Annotated in this window: 13 protein-coding genes and 1 tRNA gene; all 14 read left to right on the top strand. The window is 65.7% G+C overall.

Features of this window, described 5'->3' with window-relative positions:
* A partial coding sequence (locus H570_RS19480; RefSeq protein ID WP_017169743.1) for an EF-Tu C-terminal domain-related protein occupies nucleotides 1-92 on the top strand: 92 nt, incomplete at its 5' end.
* 128 nt (nucleotides 93-220) lie between these two features.
* Nucleotides 221-296 (top strand) — tRNA-Trp (locus H570_RS0100070).
* Between the two features lie 71 nt (nucleotides 297-367).
* On the top strand, nucleotides 368-748 hold the full coding sequence (gene secE, locus H570_RS0100065) for a preprotein translocase subunit SecE (RefSeq protein ID WP_027078982.1): 381 nt from the start codon (nucleotides 368-370) through the stop codon (nucleotides 746-748).
* A 20-nt stretch (nucleotides 749-768) separates the two neighbouring features.
* Complete coding sequence (gene nusG / locus H570_RS0100060) at nucleotides 769-1,380, top strand: transcription termination/antitermination protein NusG (RefSeq protein ID WP_051175920.1); 612 nt, start codon at nucleotides 769-771, stop codon at nucleotides 1,378-1,380.
* 155 nt (nucleotides 1,381-1,535) lie between these two features.
* A complete protein-coding gene (gene rplK, locus H570_RS0100055; protein ID WP_027078980.1) occupies nucleotides 1,536-1,964 on the top strand; it encodes a 50S ribosomal protein L11 in 429 nt (142 codons plus the stop codon).
* Nucleotides 1,965-1,968: 4 nt separating this feature from the next.
* On the top strand, nucleotides 1,969-2,667 hold the full coding sequence (rplA, locus tag H570_RS0100050; protein ID WP_027078979.1) for a 50S ribosomal protein L1: 699 nt from the start codon (nucleotides 1,969-1,971) through the stop codon (nucleotides 2,665-2,667).
* 568 nt (nucleotides 2,668-3,235) lie between these two features.
* Nucleotides 3,236-3,760 carry a 50S ribosomal protein L10 gene (rplJ, locus tag H570_RS15605; protein ID WP_036134446.1) on the top strand — a complete coding sequence of 175 codons (525 nt, stop codon included), beginning with the start codon at nucleotides 3,236-3,238 and terminating at the stop codon, nucleotides 3,758-3,760.
* Nucleotides 3,761-3,865: 105 nt separating this feature from the next.
* A complete protein-coding gene (rplL, locus tag H570_RS0100035) occupies nucleotides 3,866-4,240 on the top strand; it encodes a 50S ribosomal protein L7/L12 (protein ID WP_027078977.1) in 375 nt (124 codons plus the stop codon).
* Between the two features lie 328 nt (nucleotides 4,241-4,568).
* The gene (gene rpoB, locus H570_RS0100030; protein WP_036134442.1) at nucleotides 4,569-8,741 is read left to right on the top strand and encodes a DNA-directed RNA polymerase subunit beta; all 4,173 of its coding nucleotides are present in this window, start codon (nucleotides 4,569-4,571) and stop codon (nucleotides 8,739-8,741) included.
* A gap of 110 nt (nucleotides 8,742-8,851) precedes the next feature.
* Nucleotides 8,852-13,078, top strand: a complete 4,227-nt coding sequence (rpoC, locus tag H570_RS0100025; RefSeq protein ID WP_027078975.1) for a DNA-directed RNA polymerase subunit beta' — start codon at nucleotides 8,852-8,854, stop codon at nucleotides 13,076-13,078.
* A gap of 287 nt (nucleotides 13,079-13,365) precedes the next feature.
* Nucleotides 13,366-13,740 carry a 30S ribosomal protein S12 gene (gene rpsL / locus H570_RS0100020; protein ID WP_027078974.1) on the top strand — a complete coding sequence of 125 codons (375 nt, stop codon included), beginning with the start codon at nucleotides 13,366-13,368 and terminating at the stop codon, nucleotides 13,738-13,740.
* Between the two features lie 94 nt (nucleotides 13,741-13,834).
* Nucleotides 13,835-14,302, top strand: coding sequence for a 30S ribosomal protein S7 (gene rpsG, locus H570_RS0100015; RefSeq protein ID WP_027078973.1), 468 nt, complete (start codon nucleotides 13,835-13,837; stop codon nucleotides 14,300-14,302).
* Nucleotides 14,303-14,503: 201 nt separating this feature from the next.
* A complete protein-coding gene (fusA, locus tag H570_RS0100010; RefSeq protein ID WP_027078972.1) occupies nucleotides 14,504-16,594 on the top strand; it encodes an elongation factor G in 2,091 nt (696 codons plus the stop codon).
* Nucleotides 16,595-16,705: 111 nt separating this feature from the next.
* On the top strand, nucleotides 16,706-17,896 hold the full coding sequence (gene tuf, locus H570_RS0100005) for an elongation factor Tu (RefSeq protein WP_027078971.1): 1,191 nt from the start codon (nucleotides 16,706-16,708) through the stop codon (nucleotides 17,894-17,896).
* The last annotated feature ends 3 nt before the right edge of the window (nucleotides 17,897-17,899 follow it).

The raw sequence follows: 17,899 nt of genomic DNA, 5'->3' as shown, positions 1-17,899 counted from the left end.
ACCCGGTGGCGATGGACGAAGGCCTGCGTTTCGCGATCCGCGAAGGCGGCCGCACGGTCGGCGCCGGCGTGGTGGCCAAGATCATCAAGTAAGCAAGCCTGGCGGCCCGTCCGCCGGAAACGCGAACGGCGGGCCGCGGATTGTTGTCTGATCCTCGTCCCGCCTTCGCCGTTTCAAAAGTGTTCAAGAACGTGCGTCGCAGCAGTCGCGGACACTCCACGCGTCAGTAGCTCAACTGGCAGAGCAGCGGTCTCCAAAACCGCAGGTTGTAGGTTCGAGTCCTACCTGGCGCGCCATCTGCGGACTCGTTCGCGGGAAGCAGCGCCTGCCGCGTGCGGGTCCCATCCACAGGGCAATCAGGAATTTCGTGAACAGTCGAGTCGAACAATCCAAGGCAGCGTCCACGGCCGATGTCGCGATGTACGCGGTTGCCGTGCTGCTCGTGGTGGGCGGCGTGTTCGCCTTCTACTGGTTCGACGGCCAGTGGTCGACCACGCTGCGCATCACCGCGGTCGTGGGTGGCCTGGTGGCAGCGCTGGTGCTGTTCATGTTCAGCGCCAAGGGGCGCGAGACCCGCGAGTTCCTGGCGGAGTCGCGTTTCGAGCTGCGCAAGGTGGTCTGGCCGACACGGCAGGAAGCCACCCGCCTGACCTGGGTCGTGGCCGCCGTGGTGGTCGTGATCAGCCTGATCATGGCGGGCTTCGACGCGATCGTTCAATGGGGCATCAAGCTCCTGCTCGGGCACTAGGAGTCGCCAGTTCGATGGAAATGCAAGACAACAAAGCGGAAGACAGCAAGCCGGACGTGAACAAGCCGGACGTGAACAAGCGCTGGTACGTGGTGCACGCCTACTCGGGTTTCGAGAAGACCGTGGCCCAGGCGCTGCGTGACCGCATCGTGCGCACCGGCATGGAAGACCGTTTCGGCGACGTCCTGGTGCCGACCGAGGAAGTCGTTGAGATGCGCTCCGGCCAGAAGCGCCGTTCCGAGCGCAAGTTCTTCCCCGGTTACGTGCTGGTGCAGATCGCGACCACCGACGACAGCGGCATCCCGCGCATCGACAGCGAGAGCTGGCACCTGATCAAGGAAACGCCCAAGGTGATGGGCTTCATCGGCGGCACCGCCGACAAGCCGCTGCCGATCCGCGATGAAGAGGCCGCCGCGATCCTCGACCGCGTGCAGGAAGGCGTCGAGAAGCCGCGCCCGAAGGTGCTGTTCGAATCCGGCCAGATGGTCCGCGTCACCGATGGTCCGTTCAACGACTTCAACGGCGTGGTCGAGGAAGTCAATTACGAGAAGAGCCGCCTGCGCGTGGCGGTGCTGATTTTCGGGCGTTCGACCCCGGTCGAGCTGGAGTTCGGCCAGGTGGAGAAGGCCTGAGGAGGCGGGATTCGGGATTCGGGATCGGGGATTCGGAAAAGCACTCGGGCTTTCGCGAATCCCCGATCCCGAGTCCCCAATCCCTTGTTCACAACCAAACGGGGAGCCCCGCAGCCGCAAGGCGTGCAGGCGTCTGAACCCGAGGAGTCAAGACAGTGGCAAAGAAAGTCGTCGGTTACATCAAACTGCAGGTCAAGGCAGGCCAGGCGAACCCGTCGCCGCCGGTCGGTCCTGCGCTGGGCCAGCGCGGCCTGAACATCATGGAGTTCTGCAAGGCGTTCAACGCCGCCACGCAGAAGCTGGAGCCGGGCCTGCCGATTCCCTGCGTGATCACCGCGTACTCGGACCGTACCTTCACCTTCATCACCAAGACGCCGCCCGCGACGATCCTGCTGAAGAAGGCGTCGGGCGTGCAGTCCGGTTCCAAGCGCCCCAACACCGAGAAGGTGGGCAAGGTCACCCGCAAGCAGCTCGAGGAGATCGCCAAGGCGAAGGAACCCGACCTGACCGCGGCGGATCTCGATGCAGCAGTGCGCACCATCGCGGGCTCGGCCCGTTCGATGGGCCTGACGGTGGAGGGCTGAGACCATGGCACAGACCAAGCGACAGAAGGCCATCCTGGCCGCCGTCATCCCGGGCAAGAGCTACCCGATCGATGAAGCGCTGAAGATCGTCAGGGACAACAGCAAGACCAAGTTCGTTGAAGCGGTCGACGTGGCCGTGCGCCTCGGCGTGGACGCCAAGAAGTCGGACCAGCAGGTGCGCGGTTCGACCGTGCTGCCGGCCGGCACCGGCAAGAGCGTGCGCGTGGCGGTGTTCGCCCCGGCGGGCGCCAAGGCCGACGAGGCCCTGGCTGCCGGCGCCGACGCGGTCGGCATGGACGATCTGGCCGAGAAGATGCAGGGCGGCGACTTGAGCTATGACGTCGTGATCGCCACCCCGGATGCCATGCGCGTCGTCGGCAAGCTCGGCACGCTGCTGGGCCCGCGCGGCCTGATGCCCAACCCGAAGGTCGGCACCGTGTCGCCGAACCCGGGCGAGGCGGTCAAGAACGCCAAGGGTGGCCAGGTCCGCTACCGCACCGACAAGGCCGGCATCATCCACTGCACGATCGGCAAGGCCGACTTCGAAGCCGAAAAGCTGAAGGAGAACCTGCAGGCGCTGCTGATCGACCTGGTCAAGGCCAAGCCGGCCACCGCCAAGGGCGCCTACCTGCAGAAGATCTCGATCAGCTCGACGATGGGCCCCGGCGTTGCCGTCGACCAGTCGTCGCTGTCGCTGAAGTGAGGCATCGGCGCTCGCGCAACGCGTGAGCGCCCTTGCCGGTGCATCGTCCCCGCGAAAGCGGGAAACCGGCGATGTTGGCATTGATTCATTGCCAGTGGCCTCGAAAGCGAGGATCACCGGGTCCCCGCCGCCGCGGGGATGACGTTTGAAGGTGCCGGGCTCGAGTCCGGCATCCAGTTGGATTTTGAGGGCATCGCCAGGGCGCAAGCCGAACGCGAAGCCGTCAAAGACCGCAGGCGCGGTCCGAGCAGCAGCGACGACGGGCAGGGAAGCTTGTCATGGCATGGAGTCGCCGTCGCTGTCCGCGAAGACCGCTTAATCCCGGAGTGCGAAAGCATGAAAGGGCCTGCGTAGATGGTTGCCGACCCTCCGGAAGTTCTGGAAACGGCCACCGACCGGAAGCCGCGAGGCTTCCCGGCATCGCGCCAACGATGCCGCCTGGTCCGCCCCTGCAGGTTGGGGGCGGTGATGAAACCGCCGGGACCCGCGTGCCGGCTTCGAGATCGGTTGTTTTTCCAGGCCGAATCCCGAATGCCCGGTCACGAATCCCGGCTCTTGAGGTAATGCAATGGCTCTCAATCTGACCCAGAAGCAGGAAGTCGTTGCCGAACTGGCGCAGGTCGCGGGTTCCGCGCACTCGCTGGTCGCCGCGGAGTACGTAGGTTTGACGGTCGCCCAGCTGACCGACATGCGCAAGAAGGCGCGCCAGGAAGGCGTGTTCTTGAAAGTTGCCAAGAACACGCTCGTCTCGCGCGCAGTGGAGAACACCGATTACGCCGTCGTCAAGGACGCGCTGACCGGCCCTCTGCTGTACGCCTTCTCGCAGGAAGACCCCGGTGCCGCCGGACGCCTGATCAAGGAGTTCGCCAAGACGAACGACAAGCTGAAGCCGCGCCTTGTTTCGCTGGGCGGGCAGATGTACCCGGGCTCCCATGTGGATGTCCTGGCGTCGCTGCCGACCCGCGACCAGGCGTTGTCGATGCTGCTCAGCGTCATGGTCCAGCCCGCCACCATGCTGGTGCGCCTGCTCTCCGAGCCGGCCGTACAGGTTGCCCGCGTCACCAACGCGGTCGGCCAGCAGAAGGCGGCCTGAGTCCAGGCAGGAGCAGCGCCTTCGGGCGCGATCCGCGATCAGTTCGGTTTACGAGTTTCCAAAATCGATAGCTGTTTCCAACTTTAGATAACAGAGGTAATGACGATGTCCCTTTCCAACGAGCAGATCATCGAAGCGATCAGCAGCAAGACCCTCGTCGAGGTGATGGAGCTGGTCAAGGCGATGGAAGAAAAGTTCGGCGTTTCCGCCGCCGCCCCGGTGGCCGTTGCCGCTGGCCCGGCAGCTGGCGCTGCCGCCCCGGCTGAAGAGCAGACCGAGTTCACGGTCTCCCTGAAGTCCGCCGGCGACAAGAAGGTCGAGGTCATCAAGGTGGTCCGCGCGATCACCGGCCTGGGCCTGAAGGAAGCCAAGGACCTGACCGAAGCCGGTGGCACGATCAAGGAAGGCGTGTCGAAGGACGACGCCGCCAAGTTCAAGAAGGACCTGGAAGCGGCCGGCGCCACGGTCGAAGTCAAGTAAGCGTTGTCGCGTCGCCTGCGTTTCGAGGCGACCACCAAGGCTGGGGGCGAAAGCCCCCGGCCTTTGGCCGTTCCTACAAAGGCCGTGATCCGGGAGTAGGGATCCGGGATTCGTAAAAGCAAGGGCAGTACTCGCTTCTACCAATCCCCAATCTCGAATCCCCGATCCCGGCTACATCGAGTCGACAGTCGGAAGTAGCGGGAGAAGGCGTGCTGGTGCCGGCAATACCAGCGACTTCCCACTGGCGATTTTCCCCCGGACCGGCATTGCCGGTTCAACCAGGGCCGCGGACGCGCGCCCCGCAGATGACCACAGGTGGTTGCTCCCCATGACGACATCCTCGCACCAGTCGAACTATTCGTTCACCGAGAAGAAGCGCATCCGCAAGGACTTCGGCAAGCGCGGTTCCATCCTTGAAGTGCCGTTCCTTCTCGCCATCCAGGTCGACTCGTACCGCGAGTTCCTGCAGGCCGACGCCGATCCGGCCAAGCGCGCCGACCGCGGCCTGCACGCCGCCCTCAAGTCGGTGTTCCCGATCGTCAGCTACAACGGCTACGCGGCCCTCGAATACGTCGGCTACAAGCTCGGCGAGCCGGCGTTCGACGAGCGCGAATGCCGCCAGCGCGGCATGAGCTACGGCGCGCCGCTGCGCGTCACCGTGCGCCTGGTGATCTACGACCGCGAATCGTCGAGCAAGGCCATCAAGTACGTGAAGGAGCAGGAGGTCTACATGGGCGAGATCCCGCTCATGACCGACAACGGCACCTTCATCGTCAACGGCACCGAGCGCGTCATCGTTTCCCAGCTGCACCGCTCGCCGGGCGTGTTCTTTGACCACGACCGCGGCAAGACCCATTCGTCCGGCAAGCTGCTGTTCTCGGCCCGCGTGATCCCGTATCGCGGCTCGTGGCTGGACTTCGAGTTCGACCCGAAGGACGCGCTGTTCACCCGCATCGACCGCCGCCGCAAGCTGCCGGTCAGCGTGCTGCTGCGCGCGCTGGGCTACAGCAACGAAGAGATGTTGAACGAGTTCTTCGAGATCAACACCTTCCACATCGACCCGGAAGAGGGCGTGCAGCTGGCGCTGGTGCCCGAGCGCCTGCGCGGCGAGACCCTGGACTTCGACCTGGCCGATGGCGACCACGTCATCGTCGAGGCCGGCAAGCGCGTCACCGCGCGCCACGTGAAGCAGCTCGCCGATTCGGGCATCGCCGCGCTGGCGGTCCCGGACAGCTATCTGGTCGGCCGCATCCTGTCGCACGACGTGATCGAGGCCGAGACCGGCGAACTGCTGGCCACCGCCAACGACGAGATCACCGAAGAGACGCTGGAGAAGTTCCGCAAGGCCGGCATCGACGGCATCGGCACGATCTGGGTCAACGACCTCGATCGCGGCGCCTACCTGTCCAACACCCTGCGCATCGACAGCACCAAGACCCAGCTCGAGGCGCTGGTCGAGATCTACCGCATGATGCGTCCCGGCGAGCCGCCGACCAAGGACGCCGCGCAGAACCTGTTCCACAACCTGTTCTTCACCTTCGAGCGCTACGACCTGTCGACGGTCGGCCGGATGAAGTTCAACCGCCGCATCGGCCGCAAGGAAGTCCTTGGCGCCCCGATCCTGTACGACGCACGCTACTTCTCCGAGCGCAAGGACGAGGATTCGGTGCGGATGCGCGAGGAGTACGGCGACATGTCCGACATCCTCGACGTGATCAAGGTGCTGACCGAGATCCGCAACGGCCGCGGCACCGTGGACGACATCGACCACCTCGGCAACCGCCGCGTGCGTTCGGTCGGCGAGATGGCCGAGAACGTGTTCCGCGTGGGCCTGGTGCGCGTCGAGCGCGCGGTGCGCGAGCGCCTGACCATGGCCGAGGCCGATGGCCTGACCCCGCAGGAACTGATCAACGCCAAGCCGGTCGCGGCGGCGGTGAAGGAGTTCTTCGGTTCGTCGCAGCTGTCGCAGTTCATGGACCAGAACAACCCGCTGTCGGAAGTCACCCACAAGCGCCGCGTTTCCGCGCTCGGGCCGGGCGGCCTGACCCGCGAGCGCGCCGGCTTCGAAGTGCGCGACGTGCATCCGACCCACTACGGCCGCGTCTGCACCATCGAGACGCCGGAAGGCCCGAACATCGGCCTGATCAACTCGCTCGCCGTGTTCGCGCGCACCAACAAGTACGGCTTCCTCGAGACCCCGTACCGCAAGGTCGTGGACAGCAAGGTCACCGACGAGATCGAGTACCTGTCGGCGATTGAGGAGAACGAGTACGTCATCGCCCAGGCCAATGCGCCGCAGGACGACAAGGGTGTCATGAACGCCCAGTTCGTCGACTGCCGCTACCAGGGCGAGTCGCTGCTCAAGCCGCCGTCCGAGGTGGACTTCATGGACGTCTCGCCGATGCAGACCGTGTCGGTCGCCGCGGCGCTGGTGCCGTTCCTGGAGCACGACGACGCCAACCGCGCGCTGATGGGCGCCAACATGCAACGCCAGGCCGTGCCGACGCTGCGTTCGCAGAAACCGCTGGTCGGCACCGGCATCGAGCGCGCCGTGGCGCGCGACTCGGGCGTGACGGTGAACGCGCGCCGCGGCGGCGTGATCGAGCAGATCGACGCCGGCCGCATCGTGGTCAAGGCCAATGAAGACGAGATCTCCGGCGAGCACGATGCCGGCGTCGACATCTACAACCTGATCAAGTACACGCGCTCCAACCAGAACACCTGCATCAACCAGACCCCGCTGGTCAACGTGGGCGACGTGGTCGCGCGCGGCGACGTGCTGGCCGACGGCCCGTCGACCGACATCGGCGAGCTGGCGCTGGGCCAGAACATGCTGGTCGCGTTCATGCCGTGGAACGGCTACAACTTCGAGGACTCGATCCTGCTCTCCGAGCGGGTGGTGATGGAGGATCGCTACACCACGATCCACATCGAGGAACTCACCGTCCAGGCGCGTGACACCAAGCTCGGGCCGGAGGAGATCTCGGCCGACATCCCGAACGTCTCGGAGCAGGCATTGAACCGCCTCGACGAGTCGGGCGTGGTGTACATCGGCGCCGAAGTGCGCGCCGGCGACATCCTGGTCGGCAAGGTCACGCCGAAGGGCGAGAGCCAGCTGACCCCGGAAGAGAAGCTGCTGCGCGCGATCTTCGGCGAGAAGGCGTCCGACGTGAAGGACAGCTCGCTGCGCGTGCCCCCGGGCATGGACGGCGTGGTCATCGACGTCCAGGTCTTCACCCGCGACGGCATCGAGAAGGACAAGCGCGCCAAGCAGATCGAAGAAAGCGAGATCAAGCACGTCAAGAAGGACTTCGACGACCAGTTCCGGATCCTCGAAAGCGCGATCTACGCGCGCCTGCGTTCGCAGCTGCTGGGCAAGGTGGCCAATGGCGGCGCCGGCCTGAAGAAGGGCGAGACGGTCAGCAGCCTCGTGCTCGACGGCCTGCCGAAGAAGGAATGGTTCAACCTTCGGATGAAGGACGAGGACGCGTCCGACGCGATCGAGCGCGCGCAGATGCAGATCGAGGCGCACCAGAAGGAGTTCGAGCGCCGCTTCCAGGACAAGCGCGGCAAGATCACCCAGGGCGACGACCTCGCTCCGGGCGTGCTGAAGATGGTCAAGGTATACCTGGCGGTGAAGCGCCGCATCCAGCCGGGCGACAAGATGGCCGGCCGCCACGGCAACAAGGGCGTGGTGTCGACCATCGTGCCGGTGCAGGACATGCCGCACATGGCCAACGGCGAGACCGTGGACATCGTGCTCAACCCGCTGGGCGTGCCGAGCCGAATGAACATCGGCCAGATCCTCGAGGTGCACCTGGGCTGGGCCGCGAAGGGCCTGGGCCAGAAGATCGACCGCATGCTGCAGGCGCAGGCCAAGGTGGCCGAGCTGCGCAGCTTCCTCGACCAGATCTACAACCACGACAACAAGCTGCACGGCCAGCGCGTCGACCTGAAGCAGTTCTCCGACGAGGAGCTGCTGACGCTCGCGCACAACCTGACCGACGGCGTGCCGATGGCCACCCCGGTGTTCGACGGCGCGACCGAGCTCGAGATCAAGAAGATGCTCGAACTCGCCGATCTGCCGACCAGCGGCCAGACCCAGCTCTACGACGGCCGCACCGGCGAGCCGTTCGAGCGCAAGGTCACGGTGGGCTACATGCACATGCTCAAGCTCAACCACCTGGTCGACGACAAGATGCACGCGCGTTCCACCGGCCCGTACTCGCTGGTCACCCAGCAGCCGCTGGGCGGCAAGGCGCAGTTCGGCGGCCAGCGCTTCGGCGAGATGGAAGTCTGGGCGCTGGAAGCCTACGGCGCGGCCTACACCCTGCAGGAAATGCTGACGGTGAAGTCCGACGACGTGCAGGGCCGCAACCAGATGTACAAGAACATCGTCGACGGCGAACACGAAATGGTCGCGGGCATGCCCGAGTCGTTCAACGTGCTGGTCAAGGAAATCCGCTCGCTGGCCATCAACATGGAGTTGGAAGAGCACTGAGGGTCTGGGAACCGGGGACCAGGGGCTAAGAGCAGCGATTCGCGCTTTTCAGCCCCCAGACCCCGGATCCCGGCCCCCTGTTCCCCTCTTTCCGCTCCTGGAGAATCCAAATGAAAGACCTTCTGAACCTGTTCAACCAGCAGCGCCCGGCGCTCGACTTCGACGCGATCAAGATCGCGCTGGCCTCGCCGGACCTGATCCGCTCGTGGTCCTACGGCGAAGTGAAGAAGCCCGAGACCATCAACTACCGCACCTTCAAGCCCGAGCGCGACGGCCTGTTCTGCGCCGCCATCTTCGGGCCGATCAAGGACTACGAGTGCCTGTGCGGCAAGTACAAGCGCATGAAGCACCGCGGCGTGGTCTGCGAGAAGTGCGGCACCGAAGTGACCCTGGCCAAGGTGCGCCGCGAGCGCATGGGCCACATCGACCTGGCCAGCCCGGTCGCGCACATCTGGTTCCTCAAGTCGCTGCCCAGCCGCATCGGCCTGATGCTGGACATGACCCTGCGCGACATCGAGCGCATCCTGTACTTCGAGGCGTTCGTCGTCACCGAGCCGGGCCTGACCCCGCTCGAGCGCGGCCAGTTGCTCAACGAAGAGCAGTTCATGCAGATGCGCCAGGAACATGGCGACGACTTCGACGCCGCGATGGGCGCCGAGGCGGTGTTCGACCTGCTGCGCACGATCGACCTGCAGGCCGAGATGGTGCACCTGAAGGAAGAGGTCGCCGCCACCGGTTCGGAGACCAAGCTCAAGCGCCTGACCAAGCGCATCAAGCTGGTCGAAGCCTTCCTCGAGTCGGGCAACCGCCCCGAGTGGATGGTCATGACCGTGCTGCCGGTGCTGCCGCCGGACCTGCGTCCGCTGGTGCCGCTGGACGGCGGCCGCTTCGCGACCTCCGACCTCAACGACCTGTACCGCCGCGTCATCAACCGCAACAATCGCCTGCGCCGCCTGCTTGAGCTCAACGCGCCCGACATCATCGTGCGCAACGAGAAGCGCATGCTGCAGGAATCGGTGGACGCGCTGATGGACAACGGCCGCCGCGGCCGCGCCATCACCGGCACCAACAAGCGCCCGCTCAAGTCGCTGGCCGACATGATCAAGGGCAAGCAGGGCCGCTTCCGCCAGAACCTGCTCGGCAAGCGCGTCGACTACTCGGGCCGTTCGGTCATCGTGGTCGGCCCGACCCTGCGCCTGCACGAGTGCGGCCTGCCGAAGAAGATGGCGCTGGAACTGTTCAAGCCCTTCATCTTCGCCAAGCTGCAGCGCCGCGGCCTGGCCACGACGATCAAGGCCGCCAAGAAGCTGGTCGAGCGCGAAGAGGCCGAGGTGTGGGACATCCTGGAAGAGGTGATCCGCGAGCACCCGGTGCTGCTCAACCGCGCCCCGACCCTGCACCGCCTCGGCATCCAGGCGTTCGAGCCGGTGCTGATCGAGGGCAAGGCGATCCAGCTGCACCCGCTGGTCTGCACCGCGTTCAACGCCGACTTCGACGGCGACCAGATGGCCGTGCACGTGCCGCTGTCGCTGGAAGCGCAGCTTGAAGCGCGCGCGCTGATGATGGCGTCCAACAACATCCTGTCGCCGGCCAACGGCGAGCCGATCATCGTGCCGTCGCAGGACGTCGTGCTGGGCCTGTACTACATGACCCGCGCGCTTGAGAACACCCAGGGCGAGGGCATGGTGTTCGCCAACGTCGCCGAGGTGAAGCGCGCGTTCGACAACAAGGCCGCCGGCCTGCACGCCAAGGTCAAGGTGCGCATCACCGAGACCGTGACCGACGAGGAGGGCAACAAGCAGAAGAAGACCTCGATCGTGGACACCACGGTCGGCCGCGCGCTGCTGGTCGAGATCCTGCCCGAAGGCCTGCCGTTCGCGCTGGCCAACACCGAGCTGACCAAGAAGAACATCAGCCGCCTGATCAACTCCTGCTACCGCCTGCTCGGGCTGAAGGACACGGTCGTGTTCGCCGACCAGCTGATGTACACCGGCTTCGCGTATGCCACGCGTGCCGGCGTCTCGATCGGCATCGACGACATGATCATCCCCGACACCAAGAAGGGCATCCTCGACGAGGCCGAGGCCGAGGTCGTGGAGATCCAGCAGCAGTACCAGTCGGGCCTGGTCACCGCCGGCGAGCGCTACAACAAGGTGGTCGACATCTGGTCGCGCACCAACGAGCGCGTCGCCCAGGAAATGATGAAGACCATCGGTACCGAGATGGTGACCAACGCCAAGGGCGAGCAGGTCGCGCAGAAGTCGATGAACTCGGTCTACATCATGGCCGACTCCGGCGCGCGTGGTTCGCAGGCGCAGATCCGCCAGCTGGCCGGCATGCGCGGCCTGATGGCGCGGCCGGACGGCTCGATCATCGAGACGCCGATCACCGCGAACTTCCGCGAAGGCCTCAACGTCCTGCAGTACTTCATCTCGACCCACGGCGCACGAAAGGGCCTGGCGGATACGGCGTTGAAGACGGCGAACTCCGGTTACCTGACCCGGCGACTGGTCGACGTGGCGCAGGACGTGGTGATCACCGAGGACGACTGCGGCACGCTTGGCGGCCTCACCATGACCCCGATCGTCGAAGGCGGCGACGTGGTCGAACCGCTGCGCGACCGCGTGCTGGGCCGCATCGTGGCCGAGGACGTGTTCGTGCCGGGCGAAGATGAGGATCCGATCGTCACCCGCAACACGCTGCTCGACGAATCCTGGGTGCGCAAGCTCGAGGACGCCGGCGTGCAGTCGATCAAGGTGCGCTCGACGATCACCTGCGAATCCTCGTTCGGCGTCTGCGCGTTCTGCTACGGCCGCGACCTGGGCCGCGGCCACATCGTCAACCATGGCGAGGCCGTGGGCGTGGTGGCCGCGCAGTCGATCGGCGAGCCGGGCACCCAGCTGACCATGCGGACGTTCCACATCGGTGGCGCGGCGTCGCGTGCGGCGGCGATCGACAACGTGACGGTCAAGACCACCGGTTCGATCAAGTTCAACAACCTCAAGCACGTCTCGCATGCCGACGGCCACCTGGTCGCGGTGTCGCGTTCGGGCGAGCTGTCGGTGCTTGACGCCTACGGCCGCGAGCGCGAGCGCTACAAGCTGCCCTACGGCGCGACCATCGACGTCAAGGACGGGGCCGCGGTCAAGGCCGGGCAGTCGGTCGCTCACTGGGATCCGCATAACCATCCGATCGTGTCGGAAGTCGCCGGTTTCATCCGCTTCGTCGACTTCATCGACGGCGTGACCGTGATCGAGAAGACCGACGACCTGACCGGCCTGGCCTCGCGCGAGATCACCGATCCCAAGCGTCGCGGCTCGCAGGGCAAGGACCTGCGCCCGATCGTGCGCATCGTCGACAAGAAGGGCGACGATCTCACCATCCCCGGGACCGACCTGCCGGCGCAGTACCTGCTGCCGCCGCGCTCGATCGTGAACCTGCAGGACGGTGCCCCGGTCGGCGTCGGCGACGTGGTCACCAAGGTGCCGCAGGAAGCCTCCAAGACCCGCGACATCACCGGCGGCCTGCCACGCGTGGCCGACCTGTTCGAGGCCCGCAAGCCCAAGGACCAGGCGATCCTGGCCGAGAAGTCGGGCGTGGTCAGCTTCGGCAAGGACACCAAGGGCAAGCAGCGCCTGATCATCCGCGGCCCCGACGGCGACGAGCACGAGGAGCTGATCCCCAAGTACCGCCAGATCATCGTGTTCGAAGGCGAGCACGTGGAGAAGGGCGAGACCGTGGTGGACGGTGAGCCGAGCCCGCAGGACATCCTGCGCCTGCTGGGCGTGGAGCCGCTGGCCGTGTACCTGACCAAGGAAATCCAGGACGTCTACCGCCTGCAGGGCGTGAAGATCAACGACAAGCACATCGAGGTGATCGTTCGCCAGATGCTGCGCAAGGTCGAGATCACCGACCAGGGCGACAGCCGCTTCCTGCACGGCGAGCAGGCCGAGCGCCAGCGCGTGCTCGAGGACAACGCCAGGCTGGAAGCCAAGGGCGAGCTGCCGGCGAAGTTCGAACCGGTCCTGCTGGGCATCACCAAGGCCTCGCTGGCAACCGAGTCGTTCATCTCCGCGGCCTCGTTCCAGGAAACCACCCGCGTGCTGACCGAGGCCGCCGTGCGCGGTACCCGCGACGGCCTGCGCGGGCTGAAGGAGAACGTGATCGTCGGGCGCCTGATTCCCGCCGGCACCGGCCTGGCGTACCATACGCAGCGCCGCAAGAACGCCTCCGGCCTGACCGACTCCGAAATGGAAGCCCTGTCCGGCGCGATCGCCGGCGAGGCGGCTGCCGAAGTCGGTGAAGTGATGGCCGACGAAGCGTCCGACAACACCTGATTCACCGCTAGTGGCGACCCCGTGAATGGGGTCGCCGGGCCCTCCGGGGCCCACCAGATCACGAAATGAGGTGTCATGGAAGCACCTCGTGTTCGGCCCAGGATGGGCGGGATCTCGACCGCAGGCCCAGGCCGCCGCCCAGACGGGCGGATGGTCCGGGCCGGGTCTGGCTTGCGTTGACGCCTGGCGTCCGCGCCAGCTATACTTTTCCGTCTGGCAGGCCGGGGTCACTCCGCCTGCCTTCGTTTTCACGACAGGGCCCAGGCCCGATCACAGACCCGAGACCGATGGCAACGATCAACCAGCTGGTGCGCAAGGCGCGCAACCCCGAGACCTACAAGAGCAATTCGCCCGCGCTGGTGAACTGCCCGCAGCGTCGCGGGGTTTGCACCCGCGTCTACACCACCACCCCGAAGAAGCCGAACTCGGCCCTGCGCAAGGTGGCCAAGGTGCGCCTGACCAACGGTTACGAGGTCATTTCGTACATCGGCGGCGAAGGCCACAACCTGCAGGAGCACTCGGTGGTGCTGATTCGCGGCGGCCGCGTCAAGGACCTGCCTGGCGTGCGCTACCACACCGTGCGCGGTTCGCTCGACGCCGCCGGCGTGACCAAGCGTCGCAAGAGCCGCTCCAAGTACGGCGCCAAGCGTCCGAAGAGCTGATCATTCCGGGCATCCCTGTCCGGAAAGGCAAGCGCGGCCATCCATGCATGGCCGCACTTTCAACCAAACGCATTTGAGATAGGCGAACACAGCTATGTCGCGTAAAGGAAACACCCCGCAGCGTTCGGTGCTGCCCGACCCGAAGCACGGCAGCGAGACCATCGCGCGCTTCATCAACATGGTCATGTACAGCGGCAAGAAGTCGGTGGCCGAGAAGATCGTCTACGGCGCCATGGACGTGATCGGCGAGAAGAACCCGAACCCGCTGGAAGTCGTCGAGAAGGCGCTGGGCAACATTTCGCCGTCGGTCGAGGTGAAGTCCCGCCGCGTCGGCGGCGCCACCTACCAGGTGCCGGTCGAGGTGCGCCAGTCGCGCCGCATGGCGCTGGCGATGCGCTGGCTGATCGACTCCGCCCGCAAGCGCGGCGAGAACAGCATGCCGCGCAAGCTGGCCGCCGAACTGATCGACGCCTCCGAGAACCGTGGCGGCGCCATCAAGAAGCGCGAGGAAACCCACCGCATGGCGGAAGCGAACAAGGCGTTCGCGCACTACCGCTGGTGAGATAGCTGAGGCGGCGCACGGATGTGCGCCGCAGGGGGCCGGAGACGGCACCCGCACCCGGCACCCGCTGCGCATGCGCGCGGATGCCGACCCGCGACCCGGTATCGCTCCGGGCCGCATGACGAATCCGGAAGCCGCCGCGAGGCGGCGTCCGGCCATTTCCGGCCCTGGTTTCAACGGGCAATTATTACGAGAATCGCCGTGGCTCGCACCACTCCCATCGACCGTTACCGCAACTTCGGCATCATGGCCCACATCGATGCCGGCAAGACCACCACGTCCGAGCGCATCCTGTTCTACACCGGCGTCAACCACAAGCTGGGCGAAACCCACGACGGTTCGGCGACGATGGACTGGATGGAGCAGGAGCAGGAGCGCGGCATCACCATCACCTCCGCCGCGACCACCGCGTTCTGGAGCGGGATGGACAAGTCGATGCAGCAGCATCGCTTCAACATCATCGACACCCCCGGGCACGTCGACTTCACGATCGAAGTCGAGCGTTCGCTGCGCGTGCTCGACGGCGCGGTGTTCGTGCTGTGCGCGGTCGGCGGCGTGCAGCCGCAGTCCGAGACCGTCTGGCGCCAGGCCAACAAGTACCAGGTGCCGCGCCTCGCGTTCGTCAACAAGATGGATCGCACCGGCGCCAACTTCGACAAGGTCGTCGAACAGCTGCGCTCGCGCCTGGGCGCGTACGCCGTGCCGATGCAGGTGCCGGTTGGCGCCGAGGACGACTTCGACGGCGTCATCGACCTGCTCAAGATGAAGCGCATCCACTGGGACACCGAGTCCCAGGGCACCGTGTTCGAGTACGGCGAGATCCCCGCCGAACTGCTCGAGAAGGCCACTGCGGCGCGCTCGTTCATGATCGAGGCCGCGGCCGAAGCCAACGAAGCGCTGATGGACAAGTACCTGGAAGGCGGCGAGCTGACCGAGGACGAGATCATCGCCGGCCTGCGCGAGCGCACCCTGAAGGTCGAGATCGTGCCGGTCTTCTGCGGCACCGCGTTCAAGAACAAGGGCGTGCAGGCCATGCTCGACGGCGTCGTGCACCTGCTGCCGTCGCCGTCCGACCGTCCGCCGGTGCAGGGCATCGACGACGACGAGAAGGAAGACAGCCGCAAGGCGCTGGACAGCGAGCCGTTCTCCGCGCTCGCGTTCAAGATCATGACCGACCCGTTCGTTGGTTCGCTGACGTTCTTCCGCGTCTACTCGGGCGTGCTCAATTCCGGCGACCAGGTCTACAACCCGGTCAAGTCGAAGAAGGAGCGCGTGGGCCGCATCCTGCAGATGCACTCCAACGATCGCAACGAGATCAAGGAAGTGCGCGCCGGTGACATCGCCGCGGCCGTCGGCCTGAAGGACGTGACCACCGGCGACACGCTGTGCGCGCAGGACCACATCATCACCCTCGAGCGCATGGTGTTCCCCGAGCCCGTCATCTCGATGGCGGTCGAGCCGAAGACCAAGTCCGACCAGGAGAAGATGGGCATCGCGCTCGGTCGCCTGGCGCAGGAAGATCCGTCGTTCCGCGTGCGGACCGACGAGGAATCCGGCCAGACCATCATCGCCGGCATGGGCGAACTGCACCTGGACATCCTCGTCGACCGCATGAAGCGCGAGTTCAACGTCGAAGCCAACGTCGGCAAGCCGCAGGTGGCCTACCGCGAGACCATCCGCAAGACGGTCAAGGCCGAAGGCAAGTTCGTGCGCCAGTCGGGCGGCAAGGGCCAGTTCGGCCATGTCTGGCTCGAGATCTCGCCGAACGAGCAGGGCAAGGGTTACGAGTTCGAGAACGCGATCGTCGGCGGCGTGGTGCCGAAGGAATACATCCCGGCCGTCGACAAGGGCATCCAGGAAGCGGTTGCCAACGGCATCCTCGCCGGCTATCCGATCGTCGACGTCAAGGTGAAGCTGTACGACGGCTCATACCACGAGGTCGACTCGTCGGAAATGGCGTTCAAGATCGCCGGCTCCATGGGCTTCAAGGAAGGTTTCGGCAAGGCCAGCCCGGTCCTGCTCGAGCCGATCATGAAGGTGGAGATCGTCACCCCCGAGGATTACCTCGGCGACGTGATGGGCGACGTCAGTCGTCGTCGCGGCATCCTGCAGGGCCAGGACGACAGCCCGTCGGGCAAGATCATCAACGCGATGCTGCCGCTGGGCGAGATGTTCGGCTATGCGACGAGCCTGCGTTCGATGTCGCAGGGCCGCGCCACGTTCACGATGGAGTTCGACCACTACGCGGAAGCGCCGGCGAACATCGCCGAGACGGTCACCAAGAAGGGATGATCCGCGAGCCGGGATCCATGAAGGCATGGAACCCGGCTTCCGCGAATCACCAGACGATTCACGACAGCCGCAGGCTGGCAATCAACAATCACGAATTACGGAGTCAAGGCAATGGCCAAGGGTAAGTTCGAGCGCACCAAGCCCCACGTGAACGTGGGCACGATCGGTCACGTGGACCACGGGAAGACGACGCTGACGGCGGCGCTGACGAAGATCGGCGCGGAGCGTTTCGGCGGCGAGTTCAAGGCCTACGACCAGATCGACATGGCGCCGGAAGAGAAGGCGCGTGGCATCACGATTTCGACCTCGCACGTGGAATACGAGTCCCCGACGCGCCACTACGCGCACGTGGACTGCCCGGGCCACGCCGACTACGTGAAGAACATGATCACCGGTGCGGCGCAGATGGACGGCGCGATCCTGGTGTGCTCGGCCGCGGACGGCCCGATGCCGCAGACGCGCGAGCACATCCTGCTGGCGCGCCAGGTGGGCGTGCCGTACATCGTGGTCTACCTGAACAAGGCGGACATGGTGGACGACGCCGAGCTGATGGAGCTGGTGGAGATGGAAGTGCGCGAGCTGCTCTCCAAGTACGAGTTCCCGGGCGACGACACCCCGATCATCAAGGGTTCGGCGCTCAAGGCGCTGGAAGGCGACCAGTCGGAGATCGGCGTGCCGTCGATCCTGCAGCTGGTGGACGCGCTGGACACGTGGATTCCGGAGCCGGAGCGTGACATCGACAAGCCGTTCCTGATGCCGGTCGAGGACGTGTTCTCGATTTCGGGTCGCGGCACGGTGGTGACCGGCCGCATCGAGCGCGGCGTGATCAAGGTGGGCGAGGAAATCGAGATCGTCGGTATCCGCCCGACCCAGAAGACCACGGTCACGGGCGTGGAAATGTTCCGCAAGCTGCTGGACCAGGGCCAGGCGGGCGACAACGCGGGCCTGCTGCTGCGCGGCACGAAGCGTGACGACGTCGAGCGCGGCCAGGTGCTGGCCAAGCCGGGCAGCATCACCCCGCACACCGAGTTCGAAGCCGAGGTGTATGTCTTGAGCAAGGACGAAGGCGGCCGCCACACGCCGTTCTTCAAGGGCTACCGCCCGCAGTTCTACTTCCGGACCACGGACATCACCGGTGCGGTCACCCTGCCCGAGGGCGTGGAGATGGTGATGCCGGGCGACAACGTGAAGATGGTGGTGGCGCTGATCAACCCGGTGGCGATGGACGAAGGCCTGCGTTTCGCGATCCGCGAAGGCGGCCGCACGGTCGGCGCCGGCGTGGTGGCCAAGATCATCAAGTAAGCA

Source organism: Luteimonas mephitis DSM 12574 (assembly GCF_000422305.1).
GTDB classification, from domain to species: domain Bacteria; phylum Pseudomonadota; class Gammaproteobacteria; order Xanthomonadales; family Xanthomonadaceae; genus Luteimonas; species Luteimonas mephitis.
The sequence above is the reverse complement of the archived record's forward strand: the minus strand, read 5'-3'. Positions and strand labels throughout refer to the sequence as shown.